At 58.3% G+C, this 21,562-nt stretch carries 14 protein-coding genes and 2 pseudogenes; 8 read left to right on the plus strand and 8 right to left on the minus strand.

The annotated features are described in order from the left end of the window. The 7 genes and pseudogenes from JT360_RS26455 to JT360_RS26485 all read left to right on the plus strand — a co-directional run. On the plus strand, positions 1 to 619 hold a 619-nt coding region (locus JT360_RS26455), incomplete at its 5' end, for an ATP-binding protein (protein ID WP_502845491.1). Positions 620 to 847: 228 nt separating this feature from the next. Beyond that, positions 848 to 2,206 carry an aspartate aminotransferase family protein gene (locus JT360_RS26460; protein WP_245466456.1) on the plus strand — a complete coding sequence of 453 codons (1,359 nt, stop codon included), beginning with the start codon at positions 848 to 850 and terminating at the stop codon, positions 2,204 to 2,206. Positions 2,207 to 2,663: 457 nt separating this feature from the next. Further along, positions 2,664 to 2,990: a thiamine pyrophosphate-dependent enzyme gene (locus JT360_RS34135; RefSeq protein WP_348526695.1), complete on the plus strand. Its 327-nt coding sequence runs from the start codon at positions 2,664 to 2,666 to the stop codon at positions 2,988 to 2,990. Continuing rightward, positions 2,990 to 3,775, plus strand: a complete 786-nt coding sequence (locus tag JT360_RS26470) for an SDR family NAD(P)-dependent oxidoreductase (protein WP_126080649.1) — start codon at positions 2,990 to 2,992, stop codon at positions 3,773 to 3,775. Before JT360_RS34135 ends, JT360_RS26470 begins: the two co-directional genes overlap by 1 nt. A 344-nt stretch (positions 3,776 to 4,119) precedes the next feature. Continuing rightward, positions 4,120 to 4,302 (plus strand): annotated as a pseudogene (locus tag JT360_RS34140) (transposase domain-containing protein); the annotation flags it as partial. A gap of 119 nt (positions 4,303 to 4,421) precedes the next feature. Continuing rightward, complete coding sequence (locus JT360_RS33740; RefSeq protein WP_245466465.1) at positions 4,422 to 4,664, plus strand: tyrosine-type recombinase/integrase; 243 nt, start codon at positions 4,422 to 4,424, stop codon at positions 4,662 to 4,664. A 595-nt stretch (positions 4,665 to 5,259) separates the two neighbouring features. Further along, a pseudogene (locus JT360_RS26485) lies at positions 5,260 to 6,474 on the plus strand (IS5 family transposase). On the opposite strand, the gene JT360_RS26490 reads toward JT360_RS26485, so the two are convergent. The 5 genes from JT360_RS26490 to JT360_RS26510 all read right to left on the minus strand — a co-directional run bounded on the left by JT360_RS26490 (position 6,468) and on the right by JT360_RS26510 (position 13,817). Continuing rightward, positions 6,468 to 7,739, minus strand: a complete 1,272-nt coding sequence (locus tag JT360_RS26490) for an aminotransferase class I/II-fold pyridoxal phosphate-dependent enzyme (RefSeq protein ID WP_126080648.1) — start codon at positions 7,737 to 7,739, stop codon at positions 6,468 to 6,470. The pseudogene JT360_RS26485 and the gene JT360_RS26490 overlap by 7 nt on opposite strands. 524 nt (positions 7,740 to 8,263) lie before the next feature. Next, a complete protein-coding gene (locus tag JT360_RS26495; RefSeq protein WP_126080647.1) occupies positions 8,264 to 9,103 on the minus strand; it encodes a 2OG-Fe(II)-dependent halogenase WelO5 family protein in 840 nt (279 codons plus the stop codon). Next, entirely contained in the window at positions 9,096 to 10,352 is a 1,257-nt protein-coding gene (gene ectB / locus JT360_RS26500) for a diaminobutyrate--2-oxoglutarate transaminase (RefSeq protein ID WP_127330948.1), read from the minus strand. The genes JT360_RS26495 and ectB overlap by 8 nt, the downstream gene beginning before the upstream one ends. Positions 10,353 to 11,222: 870 nt before the next feature. Continuing rightward, positions 11,223 to 12,104 (minus strand): radical SAM/SPASM domain-containing protein, encoded by an 882-nt coding sequence (locus JT360_RS26505; protein ID WP_245466457.1) that lies wholly within the window; start codon positions 12,102 to 12,104, stop codon positions 11,223 to 11,225. A gap of 969 nt (positions 12,105 to 13,073) precedes the next feature. Continuing rightward, positions 13,074 to 13,817: a LuxR family transcriptional regulator gene (locus JT360_RS26510; protein ID WP_127330950.1), complete on the minus strand. Its 744-nt coding sequence runs from the start codon at positions 13,815 to 13,817 to the stop codon at positions 13,074 to 13,076. Positions 13,818 to 14,493: 676 nt separating this feature from the next. On the opposite strand from JT360_RS26510, the gene JT360_RS26515 reads away from it, so the two are divergent. Further along, positions 14,494 to 16,296 carry an ABC transporter ATP-binding protein gene (locus JT360_RS26515; RefSeq protein WP_126080644.1) on the plus strand — a complete coding sequence of 601 codons (1,803 nt, stop codon included), beginning with the start codon at positions 14,494 to 14,496 and terminating at the stop codon, positions 16,294 to 16,296. Between the two features lie 387 nt (positions 16,297 to 16,683). Here the strand turns inward: JT360_RS26515 and JT360_RS26520 are convergent, their stop codons facing one another. From JT360_RS26520 to JT360_RS26530, 3 genes are all read right to left on the minus strand, one after another. Beyond that, positions 16,684 to 17,424, minus strand: coding sequence for an SDR family NAD(P)-dependent oxidoreductase (locus JT360_RS26520; RefSeq protein ID WP_126080643.1), 741 nt, complete (start codon positions 17,422 to 17,424; stop codon positions 16,684 to 16,686). Between the two features lie 1,571 nt (positions 17,425 to 18,995). Next, entirely contained in the window at positions 18,996 to 20,204 is a 1,209-nt protein-coding gene (locus JT360_RS26525) for an ATP-grasp domain-containing protein (protein ID WP_126080642.1), read from the minus strand. Positions 20,205 to 20,795: 591 nt separating this feature from the next. Continuing rightward, positions 20,796 to 21,557, minus strand: a complete 762-nt coding sequence (locus JT360_RS26530; RefSeq protein ID WP_245466459.1) for an SDR family NAD(P)-dependent oxidoreductase — start codon at positions 21,555 to 21,557, stop codon at positions 20,796 to 20,798. Between the last annotated feature and the right edge of the window lie 5 nt (positions 21,558 to 21,562).

Here is a 21,562-nt window from a genome sequence, read left to right on the forward strand (position 1 = left end):
GCATTATATCGCTCAGATAATGGGAAATGAGGTCGTTGCGATTGCCGCCGCTGACTACGGCCCCCCACCGCATTTCGTCTTTCATAGCGGCACCCAGCCAGCCTCGCTGACAGATGACGAGCACGAGCGAATCGCCGACGTTTCGCTGAGCTGCTTGCGAATTCTCGGCCTTGGCTGGGGTCCCACGAATGTTGAACTCCGGTGGACGAAGCTTGGCCCTGTCGTCATTGAAGTGAATCCGCGACTTTTGGGCGGGACGGGTTCTCAATTGGTTCGGCTGGCTTATGGAGTCGATCTTATCACCGAACACATCAAGCTTGCCGTCGGCCACGAATGGGATTTGCGCAGAAGGCATTCACACATTGTGGCCGTCCGGGTCCTAATTCCTGACCGTGATGGCATCGTCGATTGGATCCATGGCGGCAGTCAGGCTGCTGCTGTACCGGGTGTCGCAGAGGTGCAATTTTGTGTCGAGCCCAATACCCCTATCGTGAGGAAAGGCGACTATCGAGATCGCATGGGACATGTCATAGCCGCTTCACCCGACCGTGTCCGGACCGAGGCGATAATTCAGCGTGCGGTGAACTTAATCAGTTGGTCGATCTCTCCATTTCCGTGAACAAAGACAATCATCAGCCCCTCAAGTCGCCGCACCAGGGGAAGCTATTGAAGAGGAAACTTGTAGTGCAAAATCAAGTGCGGTCGTCGCAAAGTGAATGATACCTAATTTTGTTTCTGGGAACCTCTAGGCAATTGAACTTATCTGCGGTGGACAATTGTCTTCTGATTTTTTGCGGCGGCTATGTCGCGCGAGTAATTCCCAGGCCACAGCAAGAGGATAGCCGCGGTGTTAGAGCAACCAGCCCTGCCCCCCCCTCCGCTCGTCGGACCCCGTTCTGCCGAGACTTTCGGCCGGGCGCGCAGGGTTTTCCCGGACGGCACCACGCGGATCACTATCGAGCGCGATCCCATTCCCCGCTACATGCATCACGGAGAGAGTGCGTTTCTTGTCGACGTTGATGGCCGTCGTCTCCTAGACCTCAACGGCAACTTCACGACCCTCATCCATGGCCACGCCTTCCCGCCCGTGATCGAGGCCGTGACGCAGCAGCTCAGAAGCGGATGCTGCTTCGCCAACCCGACCGAGATTGAAATCGATCTTGCTGAGCTTCTCTGCGCCCGAATTCCGCATCTTGACCGCATCCGCTTCGTCAATACCGGTACCGAGGCGGTCATGTTTGCGATTAAGGCGGCGCGGGCGTTCACGGGACGTCCCGCCATTGCCAAGATCGAGGGAGCCTATCACGGCGCCTACGACTGGGTCGAGGTCAGCCAGGCTGCAACGCCTCAAACGTGGGGCGATCCCGAACATCCCGCGCCCACTCTTTCTTATCGCGGCATGCCGCCAGCTGTGCTCGATGACGTTGTGATTTTGCGCTTCAACAACGCCGAGGGCGCGCGCCGGCTGATCACGGAACATGCAGGGCGTCTCGCAGCCGTCCTCGTTGATCCCATGCCGAGCCGCAGTGGGCTCATTTCGCCCACGCCGGATTTCGTATCCGCCATCCAAGAGACGGCCCGTCGTCACGGTATCCTTGTTATCAGCGACGAGGTTCTCAACCTCCGACAGGGTTACGAAGGCGCCTCTGCGCTCTATGGGCTCGCCCCCGATCTCTTCGCGCTCGGCAAGATCATTGGCGGCGGGCTCCCCATCGGCGCGATCGGAGGCCGCAGCGAGGTGATGGCAGTCTTCGAGGCCGCATCAGGCGGTCCTGCTCTGCCGCAGGGCGGCACCTTTTCAGCCAATCCGCTCTCGATGGCAGCAGGACTCGCCGCGATGGAAGCCCTCGACCGCGCTGCCTTCGATTACCTCGAGCGGCTGGGGGACAAACTGCGAAACGGGCTCGAACGCATCATCGCGCGGCACGGCGCCCCTTTCAGCGTCACTGGAGCCACTTCCCTCTTTCGCCTTCACCCGCGGCGCAAGCCGCCGCGAGAGTTCCGAGAAAGTTTCCTTACCCTACAGGAGGTGGCCGTGATGACGGAATTAACTCGCTTCTTCGCCACGGAAGGCATCATTCTGCCCAAAGCGGCCGCCGCTTGCCTCTCAACACCGATGGGGGAGGATGAGATCGCCTTCGTCGCAAATGCTTTCGACCGCTTCCTAATTCAGCGCGCGGCGCTCCTCGACACTATCACGGGTTAGATCATGGAAGAAACCGTCGCACAGGCGATCGCGCGTGCGTTGAAGCCCTTGTTTGGCCAGAGCCTGCCGTCTGCCGTCCTCCTCGCCTGCGGTACGATTGGCATCCCGCCAGCTCGCCTACCGGCAGGAGAAGATGGGGGGCGCCATGGCAGACGACTTTGAACGCGTCTTAAGCAGGATTGCAGTGGTTACCACCCAAAACGGGCCGCCCGCGGCCATCCTCGTGCCATCACTTCCGGAGGCTTTCAAGGCGAGCCTGTCGGAACGCGCACCAACCAGAATGGAACAGACAGTTGGCGCCAGATCACGCCTGGCGCGTGCAACATCCATATCGGCGTCGATCCAACCGAGGTCGGTTGCACCTACGAGGCGCTGTGCCTCGTGGTCCATGCTGCGGTCACGATCAACGCTCTTTGTCAAATCCTCCAACACATCGACCTGTGGCGCCGCCGCGCCGATGGTACGCAACTGCGTGTCCGTCGTCGTAATCGTGCTAAAGAATGGCGTGCTCGGCTTCCAAAGGCATGCCGAAGCAATGCCGTTAGGACCCTGTACGAGCGCCTGCCATTTCGCTCCAGTCGACCACGCAGCAATCGCCCGGGCGTGCGGTTGCGGCGCGACCGTCGTCAGGGTACCGGACGACATAGGGCCTGCTCTCGAGGCGCTCGCCTCTGAAAGGCCGTGGCTAGTCAAGGTCGTCGCCGCCCCCAACGCCCATCCTGCTCTTTCCCTTTTCGGCGGCGCGGTTGACCAGAACGTCGTGCGCGACGTGGGTTCCGTTTGATGACGACAGAAAACACCAAATCAATGGGCGTTGCGGTCGTCACCGGCGGGGCAACCGGGATCGGGTTTGCGACCGTCGCGCATCTAATCGACGCTGGCTGGCGCGTCGCTTTCTTCAGCCAGACGAGAGAGCGGGTGGAGGCTGCCGCTGTCGATCTACGCGCCCGTTTTCCAGCTTGGAATATCCACGCCGACACGGTCGACCTCCGTGACGAACGCGGCGTCTGCCGGTTCTTCGCCAATGTCCGCGAGCGGTGGGGAACGGTATCCGCGCTTGTCTGCAATGCTGGCTACTCGCCGAAAGGTCCAAACGATCAGCGTGTCGCTCTCGGCCATATGCCGCTTGCCAAATGGGATGATGTTATCCGGGTGAACCTCACGGGCGCCTTCCTCTGTTGCCGCGAGGTGTTGCCCGGTATGGCGGAAGCCCGGCAAGGCCGTATCGTCCTGATCAGTTCACTCGCGGCGCGTACGCAGCCGAAGATCGCCGGAGCGAGCTACGTTGCCTCGAAGAGCGCGCTTGCAGGGCTCGCCCGGTCGATCATGAGCGAATACGCCGGGCTTGGTATCACGGTGAACACGATCTGCCCTGGCCGTGTCTTAAGCAATATGACGGGACCGCCCGAGAGGCCCGGAAACCGCGCTGCACTCGCGCGGATCCCGATCGGCCGGCTCGGCAGGCCCGAAGACATCAGCCGCGTCATTAAGTTTCTTGTTCGCTCGGATTCCGACTTCATTAACGGCGCCATCATCGATGTCAACGGCGGTGAGTTCGCCCCCTCTTAATCTGTCGGCCGGCGGCACAAACCATTCAGTGACGAAGGACGCGGCGCCGGCCACTCCCGCACATTCTGCGCATGCGCGAACTTACGGACCTGCTGCACTAGGGGCCATGGCGAACGCCTGGAACAGGCTGCCTTCGGACAGGGCCGTGGTCAAGCCAAGCGAGCCCTGGCATCACGCGCACGGCGGCGACTTCTCACATCCGAAGGCCACCATGACAGGATCTCGGCCGCGTCGTTCCAAGGACGCCTCATTGGCGGGAGGTGGTGGCCGATAGCGACAGCGGATGCTCGACAGCAGCGAGGACGTGCTCAGCCGTCAACGCCTCGAGGTTTTGGCTTCAGGCGATGCTTCTGGCCGCGCGTGCGGAGAATGAGAGGCTCCGCCAAATCATCAAGGAGTTGCAGCGCTATCGCTTCGGGCCAAGGGCGGAGGGCCTGCCCGAGGACCAGTTGCTTCTGGGCCTGGATGGCCAGCAGGTAGAGGCGGAGGGCTTCGCCGGCACCGAAGCCGCGGACCCATCAAAGCGGTTTGGCGCATTTGCCGCCGCGTCTTCATGGGATGACCTTCGGCGACAATCGATGCGATCGGCGCAACGACGCCCGTCGACATCCGCGATCGAGCCCTGCTGCTACTCGCCACGACGGGCATTCGCAACGGTGAGCTACGCGCCATTCAGCTGCAGGATATCGACTGGCGTGCTGGCGAGGTATCGGTCCGGCGCACCAAGGGCAAGCGGGATCGGGTGGCGCCGCCGCTCGAGGAGACCGGCGCCGCGCTCGCCGACTACGTCCTGCGCGCTCGACCGAAGGTGGATAGTCCGTATCTGTTCCTGTCCTTCACGCCGCCCGTGGCAGCATTCAAATGCGCGTTTGCGACATGGCGGGGTTGAACTCGGGCGAGTCGCAGGTGCGCATCTCCTGCGCCACAGTCTTGCTACCCAGCTCGTCAAGCAGTGAAGGCCGGTCAACGAGGTCGTCGATCTTCTAGGGCACCGAAGCATCAACACAACGCCATTGTACGTAAAGGTCGCCACCTCGCAGCTTGCCGAGGTCGCACTTGCGAACATTCGACCTGTCATGGCAGCTTACGATGGTGAGTGTGCCCGATCCGATACACGTTTTCCGTGCTCTTTGATTCGCCGAGAGCGATGCGGTCGTGAGCGGCAGCTCTTTTTGCGACAAGATGATCAAAGGCATGACGGCTCCGCAAGCAGCCCAGTCTCACGCCGGGCTTTGCGAAGTCGCAGCCTTCCTTTTTCAGCTCATGTTGACCAGTCCCGAGAGCGGGAAGTGTCGCATCCTTCGCATACTAAATGGTTTGCTACATATGGAGTGGCATGACGATTGTTCTAGAATTCAAATTGAATCGGCCCTTTGTACATAGTCTGCCTTCCTAGAATCAGACAAGTGGGCGGGGCGCTTCATAGACGCTGTAACCGAAACGTGATTCGCTCGGCCGGCGGCGGGCGAATCGAGGGACGGCGAATGTCGGGGCCACGCGAGAAGCGCGAGACGGGAGAGCAGGACCTGTTCCGCTCCAGGCTCGACCAGATCATCAGCATGAAGCACGAGCTGGTGCGGCTGGCGGATGCGATCGACTGCCCGATGCTGGAGGAGCGTTTTGGCGCGGTCTATTCGGACGGCCCCCGCATGCCGCCGCTGCCGACCCGGCTGATGGCGGGGCTGGCGATCCTCAAGCACACCTTCAACCTGTCCGACGAGGTGCTGTGCGAGCGCTGGGTGGAGAACCCCTATTTCCAGTATCTCACCGGGAGACGTTCTTTTGCCATACGCTGCCGTTCGACCGCTCGTTGATGACGCGTTGGCGCAGCCGCATGGGCGAGGAGCGGATCGTGGCGCTGTTGCAGGCGAGACTCAGCCTTGCGGTCAAGACCGGGGCGATGAAGCCGGCCGACACGCGCCAGGTGATCCCCGGATCAGTCCGAGGACCGACACCACCGTGCAGCCGAAGAACGTCATGTTCCCGACCGACGCCAAGCTCATCCACCGGGCGCGCGAGCGGCTGGTGCGGCTGGCCAAGAGGACGGGCCTCCATTTGCGCCAGAGCTATGTGCGGGTCGGCAAGCTGGCGCTGATCAGCCACCAGCGCTATGCCCACGCCAAGCAGTTCAAGCGGGCCAACAAGGCGCTGCGCAGGCTCAAGACTATGTCGGCCGGACCATTCGCGACATTGGTCGCCAGATCGCCGGCAATGCGGGGCTGGACGCGCTCTTCAAATGGCCGCTCTACCAGGCCGCCACCGTTCTCCAGCAACGTCAGCGCCAGCGCGTCCGCAAGATCTACTGCCTGCACGCGCACGAGGTGGAATGCATTGGCAAGGGAAGGCGCATATGCCCTACGAGTTCGGGGGGAAGGTGTCGGTGGCCACCACGCTGAAGCGTCCGGGCGGCCAGTTCGCCCTGCATGCAAAAAGCGCTGCCCGGCAATCCCTATGGCGGCCACACGCTCGCAAGCCCATAGAGCATCGGCCACATCAAGGCTGAGCACCGGATGAGCCGCAACTCCTCGCCGGCCAGCAGGGCGACGCCCTCAACGCCGCCGCCGGCTACAACTTCTCCCTCCTGCTCAACTGGTTCACAGGTTTTGTGGCTTCTCATCGCAGCCCAGTCAGCCGAGAGGACTCGAAGCCTGACTAATCTCGTTGTTCACGGACGACTGACAATTCTTGGTGTTCAGTGAGGCTCCTCTGTTGCGGTAAACACGGATTGTCCGTGGATCTGAATCTTATTACAGAGCCGCGCCAAGTCTGACAGATCGTGACTCGCTGTAAGACAGATGCGTATGCCCGCATGGCCCCGAGCGACCGTCGGAAAGAACGTGACGGAAGTGTAAAAGCCATCATCGAATAGGCGTGCTGCGAAATCAATAGCCGCAAATTCATCGCCCACATTAATCATGCGAATTGGCAGAGGAGCGCCTCGCTGATCTGTGTTGATGAGATCGTCGAACAGGGCGATGCGGTCGATCAATTGATCTCGGCGAACCCTGAGCTCGCTCGTGCGGTGGATTTTCGCCGAGGCCATAGCGGCACCGACAGCTGCAACGTTGGGCGAAGCCGAGAAGGCATGCGGAATGGAGTAGCAACGAAATAGCTCTTCTTGATATGCCGTTCCCAGCATGAGCATGCCGCCCGACGCGCCGAAGCCCTTGGCGAGGGACGCCGCGACGATCGTGCGCTCACCTAGCTCGTTGGGTAATTGCGAGCGCGCAAAACCTTCGCCACTTTCGCCAAATAGTGAAATTCCGTGTGCGTCGTCGATGTAAAGAAAAAGGCCATACTTTTCCTGCAACTCAAGAAGCCCTTCGATCGGCGCGAAGCCGCCCATCGAATAGACGCCATCGCAGACGTAAGCGACGATTGGATGCTTGCGGCAAAGCTGCTCCAAAGCATCGAGGTCATTGTGAGGAATTGTCTCGACTTGGGTCTCCTCGGCCACAACTGGCTTATGAAAGGCAAGCGAGGCATGTGCCAGACGGTCGAACACCATGACAGGTCTTTGACCTCCCGTTAAATGTCCGGAGGCGATGATTGGCAGTGCGCCCATGTTGGCAATCATAACCGTCGAGTAAGTAATAATCCGCGCCCCAAAGAGTTGGGAAAGCAATCCCTCAAGTTCACCAACGAGTCCGAAATTCAGGCGCGTGCGTGCACAAGACCAGTGGAGTGATCCGTATTCCTTTATCGCGGCAACCGCGCCTGCAACGATAGCTGGATGATTGTCCAAGCCGAGGTAGCAACAACGTACGTAGTCGGCCATGGTATCGCCTCGACGCTCGCCCTCCGTGATCATGACCGCCCTCCCCTCTAAAGACCGCCCGTAAACACCCATGAGACCACGTTGGTGAGCCCGTTCGAAATGCATTCGCGTCCGATCAATGACCGAAGCGGTGTTGCGGAAATGACTGGCGTTTGCAGCGCCCGCTGTGAATTCCACCGGAGACATTTGGACGTCCTTTCAAAAGTGCATATTTGCGGTAAATTGGCTCCCCAGTCTCACGTGATCCAAATTGCGAACCGCCGAATTCCGATGCGGCTGATGGCCGTCTGATATGATCCCGAAGACACCTTCAGTCTGTCGGATGAGGAGCTGGCGCGCCCTGGGTGGAGAGACCCGAATACCCAGTTCTGGGGTGAAGAGTTCTTCTGCCCTGAGTAGCCGGCGCATCCTGGCACAACGTGCCGCAAAGCCCAGGTTGGAGTTTTCAGCACTAGGTGGAACATGACACCGGAAATGAATCGCGAGACAAGGGAACCGCCACGCGGTCGAGCCCGTCATCGGCACAATCAAAGCTGAACACCGGAGGGGCGGCACCTGTATCGCCCACAATCAGGACGACGTCGGCGGCGCCTCCCTGGCCACCGCCGACTACTTCCCGCTCCTGCTAGACGGTTCAGGAGCTTTTGTGGCTTCTGTTCGCCGCGGCGCTCCCACTCAGGCCGATATGACCCGCGGTCGGGGACATCCACTCAGGTCCACCAGAGAACAAGATCTGGCCGCGCAAATCCGAAAAAGCAATTCAGCAGCACGCGACGCTTTCCGTTGCCTGATTGACCGGTAACCCCGTGAACGAAGCCGCCATCGATTAGGGCGATATCCCCAGTTTTGAGCTCGAACTCGCGGCAAGGGACGGCCTCCAGATAGGCTGCCGAATAGGGGTATCCAGTGGTCTCCACACCTTGCGATATCCGGTCCGCAACCGTCGGCTTGTGGCTCCAGAGCTTCAGATTGCCGCCTTCCTCAGGCATGCTGGGATAGAGGTTGAGCGCTGCGACCGTATTGTGCGCCACCGCAGAAAGCTCGTAATCATCGCCAGCACGTAAGACTTGAGCGACGTCGTCGTGGGGATCCAAGGAAAACGTGCCTGTGCCCGACCAACTGAGGCCGCGACAAACATTGGCCTGGCCGTGTTCGGAACGCGCTAGCCGCAATTCGATTCCCTGGTTGTGAAGCTCTCGCTTCAACGCCCCGAATACTGCTCGAACCGGGTCAACCAAATTCTTAAAAAGGGCATCGACGTACGGCCGCGCGTTTTCGGCGTCTGCGAAATAGGTGGCTGCATCCTTTCTGTAGTGAGATGCACCGACATATTGTCCGGGCACACCATCTTTACGCTCTCTGAGACCGGAGCTTCCAATAAAGTTCGTAGTGATCTCCTCTGCTACTTCGGTGCTGAAAGCTTGCTTGATGTGCAGAGCGGTGAGCTCACCTTTCAGGACCGAGATGATCTCCGCCGTGTTGATCGACCCGGTCCGTTCTTTGATCGAAACCGGCGAGATGGCTGGCACTTGAGATATCTGACTAGGCATTGTCTTGCTCCTGTAGTGCGTGTTCAAGGATGGTGATGCCACGATCGAGTTCGGCATCGGTGATGGTTATCGGCGGGAGGACTTTGATAACGTCGCGATTTGGCCCCGAGGATTCGATAAGAAGGCCATTTTCGAATGCGACATCGTGCACGCGGCCGACAACTGCCGGTGAACGGCATTTCAGGCCGGCCATCAGACCGCGGCCGCGCTTCTGTTCGATGTATCTTGGAAATTTCGCAACCAGGCGATCGAGGTGCGTTTGCAGCCTGACGGCTGTCCGCTCGACACCTGCAGTAAATTTCCTATCCGACCACATCTTGCACATGGCTCCTGCCGTCACGAAGGCGAAATTGTTTCCTCTGAAGGTCCCGCTATGTTCTCCGGGCTTCCATATATCCAAGTAGGGTCGAATCAGAACGATGGACAACGGACTACCTGAACCGCTAAGGGACTTAGAAAGACAAACAATATCCGGTTCGATTTTTGCAGACTCGAATGAGAAGAAGTCGCCAGTTCGGCCCGCACCTGCCTGGATGTCGTCGACGATAAAAACAATGCCATGCGTGCGGCAAATGCGCTGAATTTCCGTGAGCCACGCTGCGGATGCGGCGTTCATGCCGCCCTCTGCCTGGATGGTCTCCAGAATGATTGCGGCAGGCTTTTCTATGCCGCTCCCCGGGTCGCTCAAAACGCTGTCGATGTAACTGGCGGAATCGAAAGCTTGGCTCGGATAGCCGTCATAGGGAACACGGATCACATCGTGGCGAGCGACGCCTCCCAGTTCCCTGGTTGAGGCCGAGCCCGACACCGCTAGAGAGCCGAGCGACATGCCGTGGAACGCATTCGTAAAGGCCATGACGCTCGAGCGGCCGGTGTATTTTCGCGCCAGCGCCAGAGCCGCTTCGTTGGCGTTCGTGCCGGTCGGCCCAGGAAACTGAATCTTGTATGAAAGGCCTCTGGGTTTCAGGATCCAATCGACGAACCCTTCAATGAAGTCACGCTTTGCCGCCGTATGCATATCAAGCGACAGAAGAATGTTCTCACCGACGAGATATTCAATCGCCGGCGCCATAATATCCGGATTGTTGTGCCCGTAGTTGAGTGCGCCGGAACCCACCAGGAAATCGATAAAGGGCTTACCCGTCTCGTCCCAGATCGTCGCCCCAAGGGCCTTCGTAAAGACGGTGGGGAACGCCCGGCAATAACGACGAACGCTAGATTCATGAGCCGTGAAAGCGTCGGTGTCCATATTAAGTCCTCTGCACATAGTCGTCAAAGAAGAGAGCTGTTTAATGGCTAGTGGTTTGCGGCATATGTTCGTCGTTTAACATTGAAGCAGAATGCCGGAGGCAGCTTTGTTTGGTCTGGGTTTGGTCTGGTGGTGCCGGGATCCTCATTGAATATTGTTGGTTGCGTTGCCCTCCATTCGGATGTCTTCGGGGAATGTGCTGCAACAAGATGGCTTCTAAACCTTCCGCGAAAGCACCGATACTATGGCATCAGGTAGTTGACGTACCCACCCATCGCTGCCCATAGCGCCTCCGCACAAATGAATGGGTCCAAGGAGATCAGCAGGGTCGCGTCGCCAGAGGTTGTGTCGCTCGGCGGTAGCGAAGCCGCTCGCGAGCGCGCTCCTCGATGGCGCCGTAGCGAGCGAGCGGCTTCGCGGCGGTCATCAATATTCGCCGTTCAACCTCGGGCTGCGGACACCAACCTGATTCAAGAAACTATTTGATGACCGATGACACAGCGAAAGCCACGCTCTCTTTGAGAAGAATGCGGATTCCGATCTCTTGCGCGATAACTGGCCCGAGCCGCCGGATCAAAAGGGCGGGGCCGCCGTGGACCCCCTTGACGGAAAGCCCGTTCGTAGGCCAGGCGGAAGCAACCGGGAGACGCGCTGGCGAAGGGCCGCATCGGTTTCGAGAGCGTCAACTACCGCGACGGCAACCATCCCCGGCCGCAGCTGGGGCTGCTGCCTTCAGGCGAGTCGAACAGGAGATCGTCTGGGAGGCTGAAGGCGTTGACGAGGTGGGCCGTGAGTAAGTAATCAAGCGCTGATCGGGATCGACGAACGCTGTTTCCGTCCGACCGAGGTTGACCTGTGATCGGCGTTACCTCAAGGCAGGCAGGCCGACAAGCTCGGTTGGAAGCCGAAGACCCCTTTCGATGTGGTCGAGGCCCACTGCCGCGCCTCACGCGAAAACACGATGGCGTCGCGAGCAGGTGCATTTGTCGTGGGGCCATCCGCATTGCCAGGCACGCCCTCTCGGCCGGCATCCGCCCAGGTCCGGTCGTTTGGATCGGCGAATTCACACATTCTGCAAAGCAGAAAACCATCCGCTCCATTCATGCGGTCGACGATTTCGCGAAAAACTGGCTTTTCAAACAGATCGGAGTAACCCTCATATAGAAGGTTGCCCAATACGTGACTCCGTTCAAAATCCATGGAGCACAGGGTGACGTCGCCGTTTGGAAGAAGAACATTCCGATACTGTCGTTCGTCCACGCAGGTTAGGGCTCCGAGCACTGGCTGACGTGGTGCAACGATCTTAGGGTCGACGCTTCCACCCCTACTGCTCACCGGCCGCGCTTTTATCAGTGCTTCGGTAGGAATAATGTCGGCTATATCTGGGTGGGGCTCGCCCAAGGCCACGAATCGGATCAAGGGGATGTCCGCGTCGACGAGTTGACGAACCAGATCGCGATACTTGTCTCCGACCAGGCGGCTGTTCATGTAGGTGCCGTCATCGAAAACATGGACCACGAATACGCCCAAGCGCAAGGCTTGCAATCGCTGCAGGTCCTGCCCGTTCATTCCCACCAGCGTCGTAAAAATCCTGATGCCATGGCCTTTGGCGAAGGCGTGCTCCACCATTTCGGTGCAGTCCGGATTGAGCCAAGGTTCGGAGTATCCCGCAAAACCAATGTCGACGGAAGTCGGTACGCGGGCCAGACACCGCTTGAAATCTTCAAGACCCAGATGACTCGCATGAGACACTTTTCTTTGCCGGACCGCGAACTTGTCCTGGGGACAATATGAACATCCTACGACACATCCCGTGGTCGTCGTTATCTCCAAAACCCTGCCGGCTGTGTTTGCTGAGCGAAGTTCCGGTAAAATCACTGGTGATTACTCCCATCTACCTCCTGCGAAGCGCCACGATAGTGTACGTGTGCCTTTGGCTTTCTGACACCGCCTGTTGATCCACCGCGGCAACGCGGCCATCTACCCTTTTTCGCAGCCTAAGCCGACCGGTTCGCCGATTTGCCGGGCCGACTCTTCACAAACTTCCAGCGCGTCGGACCAGAGACAGCATTGCAATTTTCGAGGCATCACTCGCTCCGGAGATGTAGCCTCAATCGTCGATCGCTGGCCCGTCGCCGAGATGCGCGCGCAGCACCCTCGAACCCGCCGGAGAGAAGCTTTCTGGATGAGGTCGATCATCCCTTACGTCGAGCGAGTTCCGTGTTCTCATGCGGCTTAACCCTCACACTATATTGCCGCACCTCGACCAGCAAAGGCCGTGCCAGTGCCCTTGGCGCGCAGTTACTGCGTGATAGGCTTCGAAAAGCCCGACAGGCCCAAGACGCTCCGCTGTTTTGAACCCGACATGTTTTCTGACGGCTGTCAGATTTTGGACACACATCACTCATGCGTCAGTCGCTTAAGACAGAATGGCGTGCTGAGTTCTGCAAATTCGCTGAGAGCGGGCGGTCATGACAGGGTGGTGCTCAACGTCACCGATTCCCTGGAAGGAACGCCGCCATGATCAAGACGGAAAGTAAGACCGCCAGCGCTGCCGTCAAAGACATTCTGCTTTGAAACCCGGATAGATCGAACGAGGTGGGTGATGCAGGAGGTGCTCGAGGCCGAGATGGACGAGGCGCTGGGGCTTCGAAGAGCGAGCGCACGCCGGAGCTCTCGGCTATCACGCGCGCTACTACGGGCGGAGAACTAGCTGCGCACCTACGGCGGTTCGATAATCCCAACTTTCAAAGCTTTTACAACAGCTACCGTTCTGCTGGTCGCATCCAACTTCCGCATTACATTTTTTAAATGGAAATCTATCGTATTTCGTGATCTGCCTAAAATAGTTCCTATTTCCCATGACGATTTTCCTTTCGACACCCAATCAATGCACTGTATTTCTCTCGGAGACAGGTTATGTACTCGTTCCGACGCAGTCGTAGTGTCGAACTTCGTAACCATCCGATGAAACCGCAGCGCGGCCATTTGCAGGTAGGTGATCGTTCTATTCTGCAATTCGCAGTCCGAGGATTGAGCAAAACTCACAAACCTAAAGCTGTCACCAGGGCCATGTAATGGGACGGTAACGCCTGACCTCAAGCCGAATGTTGCTGCTTCGTCCAAGACGCGGCGTCCATCTTCAGTTATGCTTTCATCGGTATACACCTCGCTCCATCGAAAGGGCCCCGCCTCCTTTCGACCTTTCTTGATGAGTGGGTCTATTTTGGCATAGCCCATTCTCGAGTAGCGCTCCTGCCATTCAGCAGGATAATTCCACATCACCACAGAACCCTCTCGGTTCGGCTTGAAAACCCCCTGTTTTGATGCGAGCGGGCCATAGGCAATCCACGGGCAATCGAACTTCAGCGCAAACGCAGACATCCGTTCGAACAACTGTTCGGATTGAGCGATATCATCAGTCATCTCGAGGAATAGGTCTAACTCCACCTGCGGGAGTTCCATGATGCCTCCTTCATTGCGTTCTCATCGGTGCAAAGTTTGCTCCAGCCCAGCCTCGCAACATCCGAAGTCAACGGGACTCGAGCCGGAGTTCCTTTCGCCACCTGGAGTACCCTCAAGAGTCGTGCCAGCTTGCGAGCGAAGCTTCTTCTTCAGGTCGTCAATCGACTGGGGGAGGTACCCAGGAGGCGAACCGAACAGCACTGTGTCGGGGAGCGCACAATCCGACAGTCGAGCATTCGATTGACGGAATATGGGCAGGAACGTATTCGCGGCGCGCTTTTGAAATCAGCACCTAAGTCCCGGGCCTGAGAAAGCTGCATGGCAACTGTACTTATTTGATCGAGGCAACGTGATGCACTCACTCCGCTTATCGGATGGAGAAAGAACAAGTTCACAATTCAATCGATACGTCGACCTTCTTTTCCAATCTCCCGAGCTGGGCAGCCGTAGCAAAAGTATTCGACTGGATCGCGGCTGACTTTCTCCAGGCTCGGTAACCTGCTGAATTTGTCCTTCGGATGTTCCCGCTCAGTTGGCACGACTTTTGAACATCACCGTCGTGAGGCGGCAGGAGCTGCCCGCCAAAATTGATGCTGTTATGGGGGAGGTCGAAAATTCTAGTTTTGTCTTTTAACGTCTTTGGGACCGAGCGTGTTGATGCGCCCGCTTGGAAACTATGAAACGTTTCCCCGTCCATGGACGCGGCGCCACTGGTCGCCACGTACTCGCCTTCACTGTCCGCCACTGGAGCCGGCAGCCGGTGCGGCTCGCGATCATCACGGCTGCGATGCTTGCCTCCACGCTGGCTGACGTGCTGATGCCGGTCTATTCAGGTCGTCTCATCGATGCTGTTGCAGGCGGCGCTGCTGTGGCAGCACCAGCCTGGCATTCGGCCCTTGCAGCCTTCTCTGTACCGATTGCGCTTGCGCTCGTTGCCATCGCCATGCGCCACATCGCCGTCATTGGCCTGAACGATCTTTTGCTGAAGATGATGTCCGATGTCGCGAACGAAGCGTTCTATCATGTCCAGCGCTTTTCGACAGACTGGCATGCGAACAGCTTCGCCGGCTCGACAGTGCGCAAGATAACGCGCGGCATGTGGGCGCTCGACCCTCTAAACAGCACAATATTGGTCGCGCTGTTCCCGTCCTTTATCATCTTGGTAGGTTCGACGGCGCTGCTCGGCTGGCACTGGCCGGTCATGGGCGTGATCTTTGCTTGCGGCTCTCTGATCTATCTAGCGTTTTCGATTTCGCTGTCGCTCAGCTATGTCGCGCCGGCGGCGAGCCTTGCCAACCAATGGGACACAAAGCTCGGCGGCGCGCTTGCGGACGCGGTCAGTTGCAACGCTGTGGTCAAAGGCTTCGGCGCCGAGGTTCGCGAAGACCAGCGGCTTGAAAATATCATGACCAAATGGCGGCACCGCGCGCGCCGGAGTTGGGTGCGCGGAACGATCGTCGACTCAACCCAAGGCGTCACTTTGGTTGCGCTCAGGGTGGCGGTGGTCGGATATGCCCTGCTTCTGTGGTCGCATGGACAGGCAACGCCGGGCGAGATAGCCTATGTTCTCACGTCCTTCATCGTCCTGAAGGGCTATCTGCGTGATGCCGGCATGCATGTCCGCACCGTGCAACGCTCGGTTAATGATATGGAAGAACTGGTGGCCATCCACAATCAGCAGCTGGATGTTGCGGATCGTCCAGAGGCCAAGCCGATCCGGATCACGACGGGCCGCATCGATTTCGAGAACGTCCACTTCCGTTACGCCAACCATCCCCTGCCGATCTATAGCCAATGTTCGCTGTCGATTGAGGCTGGCGAAAGGGTTGGGTTGGTTGGACCTTCCGGTTCCGGCAAGTCAACATTCGTGAAGCTCATCCAGAGACTCTACGACCTGAGCGGCGGCCGGATCCTGATAGACGGCCAGGACGTCTCCGAGGTGACCCAAGAGTCGCTCCGTTCGCAGATCGCGATCGTGCAGCAGGAGCCTATCCTGTTTCACAGGTCGCTTGCCGAGAACATCGCCTATGGCCGGCCTGGCGCGAGCCAGGCCGAAATCGAGCAAGCGGCACGGCTGGCCAGTGCGCATGACTTCATCGCGCCCCTGCCGAAGGGCTATGGGACATTGGTCGGCGAAAGAGGTTTGAAGCTCTCCGGCGGCGAGCGCCAGCGCGTGGCGATCGCGCGCGCCTTCCTGGCGAACGCGCCGATCCTTATTCTTGACGAGGCCACATCGAGCCTCGATTCGGAATCCGAGGTGCTCATTCAACAAGCGGTGGATCGGTTGATGGTGGGTCGAACCACACTCGTCATCGCACACCGGCTGTCGACGGTCCGCTCGCTCGATCGGCTGCTCGTCTTCGACCGTGGCCGCATCATGGAGGACGGCGATCATGCCGCGCTGATCGATCTCGATGGTGGCATTTACCGCCGCCTCTTCGAACGGCAGGCGTTGGAACTAGCGATGGGCCTGGCCTGAGCGCCAAGTATCAGGATCGAGTGCCCGACCGCGAGAGCGCCCATTCCCGGTACAAAATGTATCGCCGTCTCACGACATCCCAAATCTAGCCCGGTCGACGTATATTGGGAAGCACATGGAGGTGTCCGCTGAAACCGACTCCCATCCAAAAAAACATAAGGTACCGTCCATCATACTCCTGTTTCGCTTGCATTGCGCAGAACTTAAGCTCGTTAATTTTCGCTTAGAAAATTCTAGAACTATACTGCAAGAGATCCTCCGAAATCCTAGACCTCTTTCATACCGGGCACAACGCAAACGTTTCGCTCAGGTTGCAACCTAAGCTGTCAAACACCTTTTAAGAGAGCGGTGTCCAATGAAGTCCGGCTTGGCAAACCTGCGCAGGTTCTACTGTGGCAGACTGAGCTTCGCCATTCGGCCTCCATCGATCGTCCACACCTGACCGGTGATAAACGAGGATTCTGGCGAAGCCAGCCAGACTACGAGGTTCGCGACCTCCTCCGGCTTCCCCGTTCGCCCAATTGGATGGATATTACCGATCTGCTGGCGAAAGCGCTTGGGGTCCGGCATGCTCTCGATGAAATCCAAGTTCAGGTCGGTGTCGATCCAGCCAGGCGCGACAGCGTTGCAGCGCACACCTTCGGCGCCGTGGTCGATCGCAACCGCGCGGGTGAGACCGTGGAGACCAGCCTTGGAGGCGCAATAGGCCGCGTGTTTCGGGTTGGATCCCAGCCCCTCGATCGATCCGACATTCACGATCGCGCCGCCAGTGGACCGCAGGTGAGGCATCGCCGCCTTTATCAGCACGAATGGGGTGGTCAGATTTATGGCGATCGTCCTCTCCCAATCTGCTAGGCTCATATCTTCGACGAGCGCCTCCTGCATGACCCCGGCGTTGTTTACCAGGACATCGAGCCGTCCCGCCCGTTCGACAACCGCTTTGATAGCATGAGCCGCCTTGGTCGGAGCTGTGAAGTCGACCGAAATGGCCTCGAATTCCCGGTCCTCACCACGTTGAGCGGTGAACACGCGAGCGCCCTCGTCCCTTAGACGTCGCGCAGTCGCAAGACCGATGCCGCTACGCCCGCCCGTCACGAGAGCCACCTTACCTGCAAACCTTTTATCCAACTGCCTTTCCACCCTTCACTTCGACGAGCGACATGCATAGGCAGCGGGACATCGCGTGAGGCACGATGGTCTGGGCGATGCCACCGCCTCTGCGATCTGCCGAGCGGACTAGCTTGCCAAGCTCTGCCCCTATCCGCAGGATCGACGGGGAAGCGGTGAAGACGCTTCCCCGGTTCTGCTACCTCAAACCCAGATGCCATCCCGCTGATCGAGACCCGCGGCTTCCTTCCCCCCGCCGAAGTTCCCCCCGACGACTGGCTTCTGCAGCGGCGGAAGCGGAGTATTACATACTCAGGATCCGGCAAGCCGAGCCTTGCTTGTGTCATTCTAATCGTAAGCACCAGCAACTGCCCTGAGAATGCACAAAAGGTTTCGCTAGGGTTAAAACCAGTTTATGCCTCGCGCAGTCGTGCGCAAGCTGTTCGGACCTGCGACATCGCCTTATTTCGGAACCAGCTGGCGGTTTGGTGAGTACCGGCACACGGGCTCCTTGTCCGGGTGCAGCAGAACTCGTAGGCCTCCGTTGCCTTGCGCCAAGCTCCTGGAGTAATGCGGGCATGGCTGTTCTAAAACATCCCAGGACGTACCCCCGGGCCTCGTAGGCGTATGCGCGGTCTGCAATCAGGTCGATCGTTCGACGACCTTCGAACGATCGCAGCCCGTACGTCTCTATTTCGCGATAAGCCTCTGCTTGACAGCGCCTTGGCGGCAACCTCAGCTTTGAACGCGCTCTGTTGGGGTATGAATGCGGCCCACCGAGAGCGCTGGCTGGCGCTTGCCGAGTAAACTCTGCCATGCAGAATCTCAGTCTCCTGCGACTGGCAGCCAACCAGCTGGGCCGGTATTGATTCGGGCCTGGCCGAGCTCGACGCGGGTGAGATCGTTGAGCGGGCGATCTTGGCCGTGGAGCTGACGCTCGAGGAATTGCCGAACCCGCGCAAGACGACCTGGAGAGCGAGTATGCCAGGCTGGAAGTTAACAGGCTGCCCAGCAATTGAGGGGGACCCGACGGGTGCAACACCTGTTTTTTCTTCCAGGGGGAACTCGGCCCTGCTATGGCCGATCCTACCGCACGTCGCTGATCAGCGACCGGACTTTCGAGAAGCGGCAGTGCGCCTTTCGTCCGGTCAGCCTTTCTCCTGACGCAAACACATGCGGATCGCCGCGGACGGGGAAAGTCGTCCCGCGTCCCGTCCTGCGGCCTGCGCTTTGCTGACGCTCCTACGGCTGTCCCGTTCACCGCCCGAGGCAGGGGCGAATTTCCTCCGTCCTACGCACGACAACCGTCCGCTGTTGCGGACGCGCGCGGGACTGCCGGTTTCCCTGTTGGAGGGCCGACAGTCGCTGGCTCGGAGGTTAACCGGAAACGGGTGCGTCGAGGACCAGCGATCCTGTGCGCCATCCGCTGATCGTATGGCTCCCTGGCGGTTCTTCTTCGCTGCGCTAGCGCTTCAGCAGCTTCAACAATGATGCACGTCGGCTTCATCATCTTCAGCGGCTGGCGCTTGAACCCGGCAACACCACACGGTGGACACAAGCGCCGCTCCGCCAGGTAGCAAGGGAAATCGAACCTATGTAACCGACCACTCAATTAAGCCGACGGCCCGCTGAAGTATCGCCTCCGTCCGAGCGATGTCAGGCGAGCTGGCGGTCACATATCCGATTAAGTCTCGGTGATCGCCTCTCCTTTTGATCGTGGTGTTTGGTTCAAGGTAAAGCTTCACTTTGGCGACGCCAGGTACAGCAGCCGCCCGGCTGACGCCATCGATCCAATCGAGAACGCCGTCCCGTTCAGGAACTAGGAATTGCGCAGCAGCAGTTTCTGAACGGGTTCCGCGCAAATCGCCCTCATCGCCGATCACGAGTTTAATGTGCTCTCGGATAAGATTGATACCGCAAGCTAGCTCAACTAGCTCAACACCGGGCGAGCCCGACATACGCGGATTTACTTCAATGACGACCGGCCCATGTGCCGTCCACCTGAGTTCAACGTTGGTCGGACCCCAGTGAAGGTCGAGAGCCTGTAAACACCTCAGTGAAACATCGGCGATGCGCTCATCCTCTTCATTGGTAAGCAAGGCCGGATAGGCGCATCTATTATATACGAAATGCGGCGAGGGACCGAATTCGAGAGAGGCGATTCCAATGACGTCATCTCCCATCATCTCCACCCAATAATGAAAGCCTTTCACAAATTGTTCCACTAATATTCTTGCTGGGGACTGCCATGTACTCCACCTGCTTGATAGATAAGCAGTATGCTGGATTAGCTCCTCGCTACTGCCGCACAATCGGACCCCCTCGCTGCCGCCGGTGTCCGTGGCTGGTTTTACAATTACAGGAAAGCCGATTTTAGCGGCAGAGCTTACAACCTCGCTCGCATTCGTTGCCAACGCGTAGGCAGGAATTGGAATGTCGGCTTGCCCAAGCAGCTGACGTTGAGTGAATTTATCGCAGCATCGTTCAACCGATTCGGCGTTCGGACCTGGCAGATTGAAATGTCGACAGAGCATGCCGACTGTCGCATATGCAGCTTCCTCCGAGCTCGTAATCCCAGCAATATCATAGGTCGCATGCAGCCGAACACACTCGCAAATCAGCGCATCGAGATTGGATGTGTCCACACAGATTACCTCACTGTCTTCTGCGGCATGATAGTAGTGCCTAAGTGGATCAGCCGCCAGGGTAATCGAGTGCAGGCCAAGACTTCGGGCCGCTTGGACATATAGAGGACCATTGTTCCTTGTACCCTCGATCAGGATAAGCGCTCTTCTTTTCATGTTTGTCGACTCCGAATAGCTTGTCTGGTTTTTTTCCGCGCGTGAGTTCGTCCAACATACCACTGCTCGTGGTTTGCGATTGGTAAATTCTTGTGAAGTAGTTGTATTTATCTGTTGCAGGATGTGACGTCATGACCACCAAAAAGAGTGTCTTGGTTGCCGCAATATAGGCCTATTCTTCTCGCGCAAGTCGGCTGGGGAATGAGAGGCGCGATGATGGGATCCGTTACCGCCGCACCGATCCTGGTGAAGGACCAGAGATCCCATGGCAACGGGTGATGACCGGTGTCTACATCACTCAGCTGGCTGGGGAGCGTCTGGGAGAAGGTACGATGCACGAGCTTCTGCTCGTCGCGCGAACTGTCATTCAAACGAGCTTGGTGAACGGCCTTACACCTAACCTACAGCGGCCTCAAGAACGCACCGCCAAACTGCTGGATAGCTTCATCGATTCGGTTGACGTTCACCGTGCTTTTGACTACGAAACTATGGATCAAGTAGTGCGACGCACAGAAACTTCGATGGGTAGATCATCTTGCTTTGTCACCCCAGGCAGCAGGATGGCCCACCAGAATTAACCAATAGAAAATCTCACCAGCAAGTGTAGCCACCATCCACCAACAATACCGTTCCCGTGATATAGGTTGACGCGTCGCTAGCAAGAAATTGGACGGCAGATGCAATCTCATGAGGTTGGCCGAAGCGGCCCATTGGCGTCCGATCAGACCATGCCCTGACCACTTCTACAGGATACTGGTCGGTCATCTCTGACTGTACGAATCCAGGCGCCACTGCGTTCACCCGAACCCCAGATCTTGCCCATTCGCAAGCAAGGGTTTTGGTTACCATAGTTACCCCCGCCTTGCTCGCATTGTAAGCCGTGACTACGGATTCCTGTCGGGTGACAACATCTCCACATATCGAACTGATATTTACAATCACGCCGGAACCGCGCTCCGCCATGAGAGAGCCGAAGGTGCGACTGCAGTAGAACAGGCCGTCCAAGTTGACTGAAAGGACAGCTCGCCAATCCTCGTCGGTGGTATATTTCGTCGGCGCCGCGCGGGACACCCCGGCATTGTTAATAAGGATGTCAGGGCAAACGGCGATGCCATCGGCGAGATCGCGTACCGCCTGCGAGTCCCTAACATCGAGCTGATAGACTTTAGGCTTGACTGGAAACTGATCTGCCGCCGCGGCCACGCGAACCCGATCCCTTCCAGTGAGAATTATATCGGCGCCAGCTTCTTGTAATGTAAGCGCGACTTGCAATCCGATGCCGCGTGCTCCGCCGGTCACCAAAGCGGTCTTCCCACTCAGACCGAATCTGCCATCGATGAATGATTTACTCATGTATA

Origin of the sequence: Mesorhizobium sp. dw_380 (genome assembly GCF_018588885.1) — a bacterium.
Classification (GTDB): domain Bacteria; phylum Pseudomonadota; class Alphaproteobacteria; order Rhizobiales; family Rhizobiaceae; genus Mesorhizobium.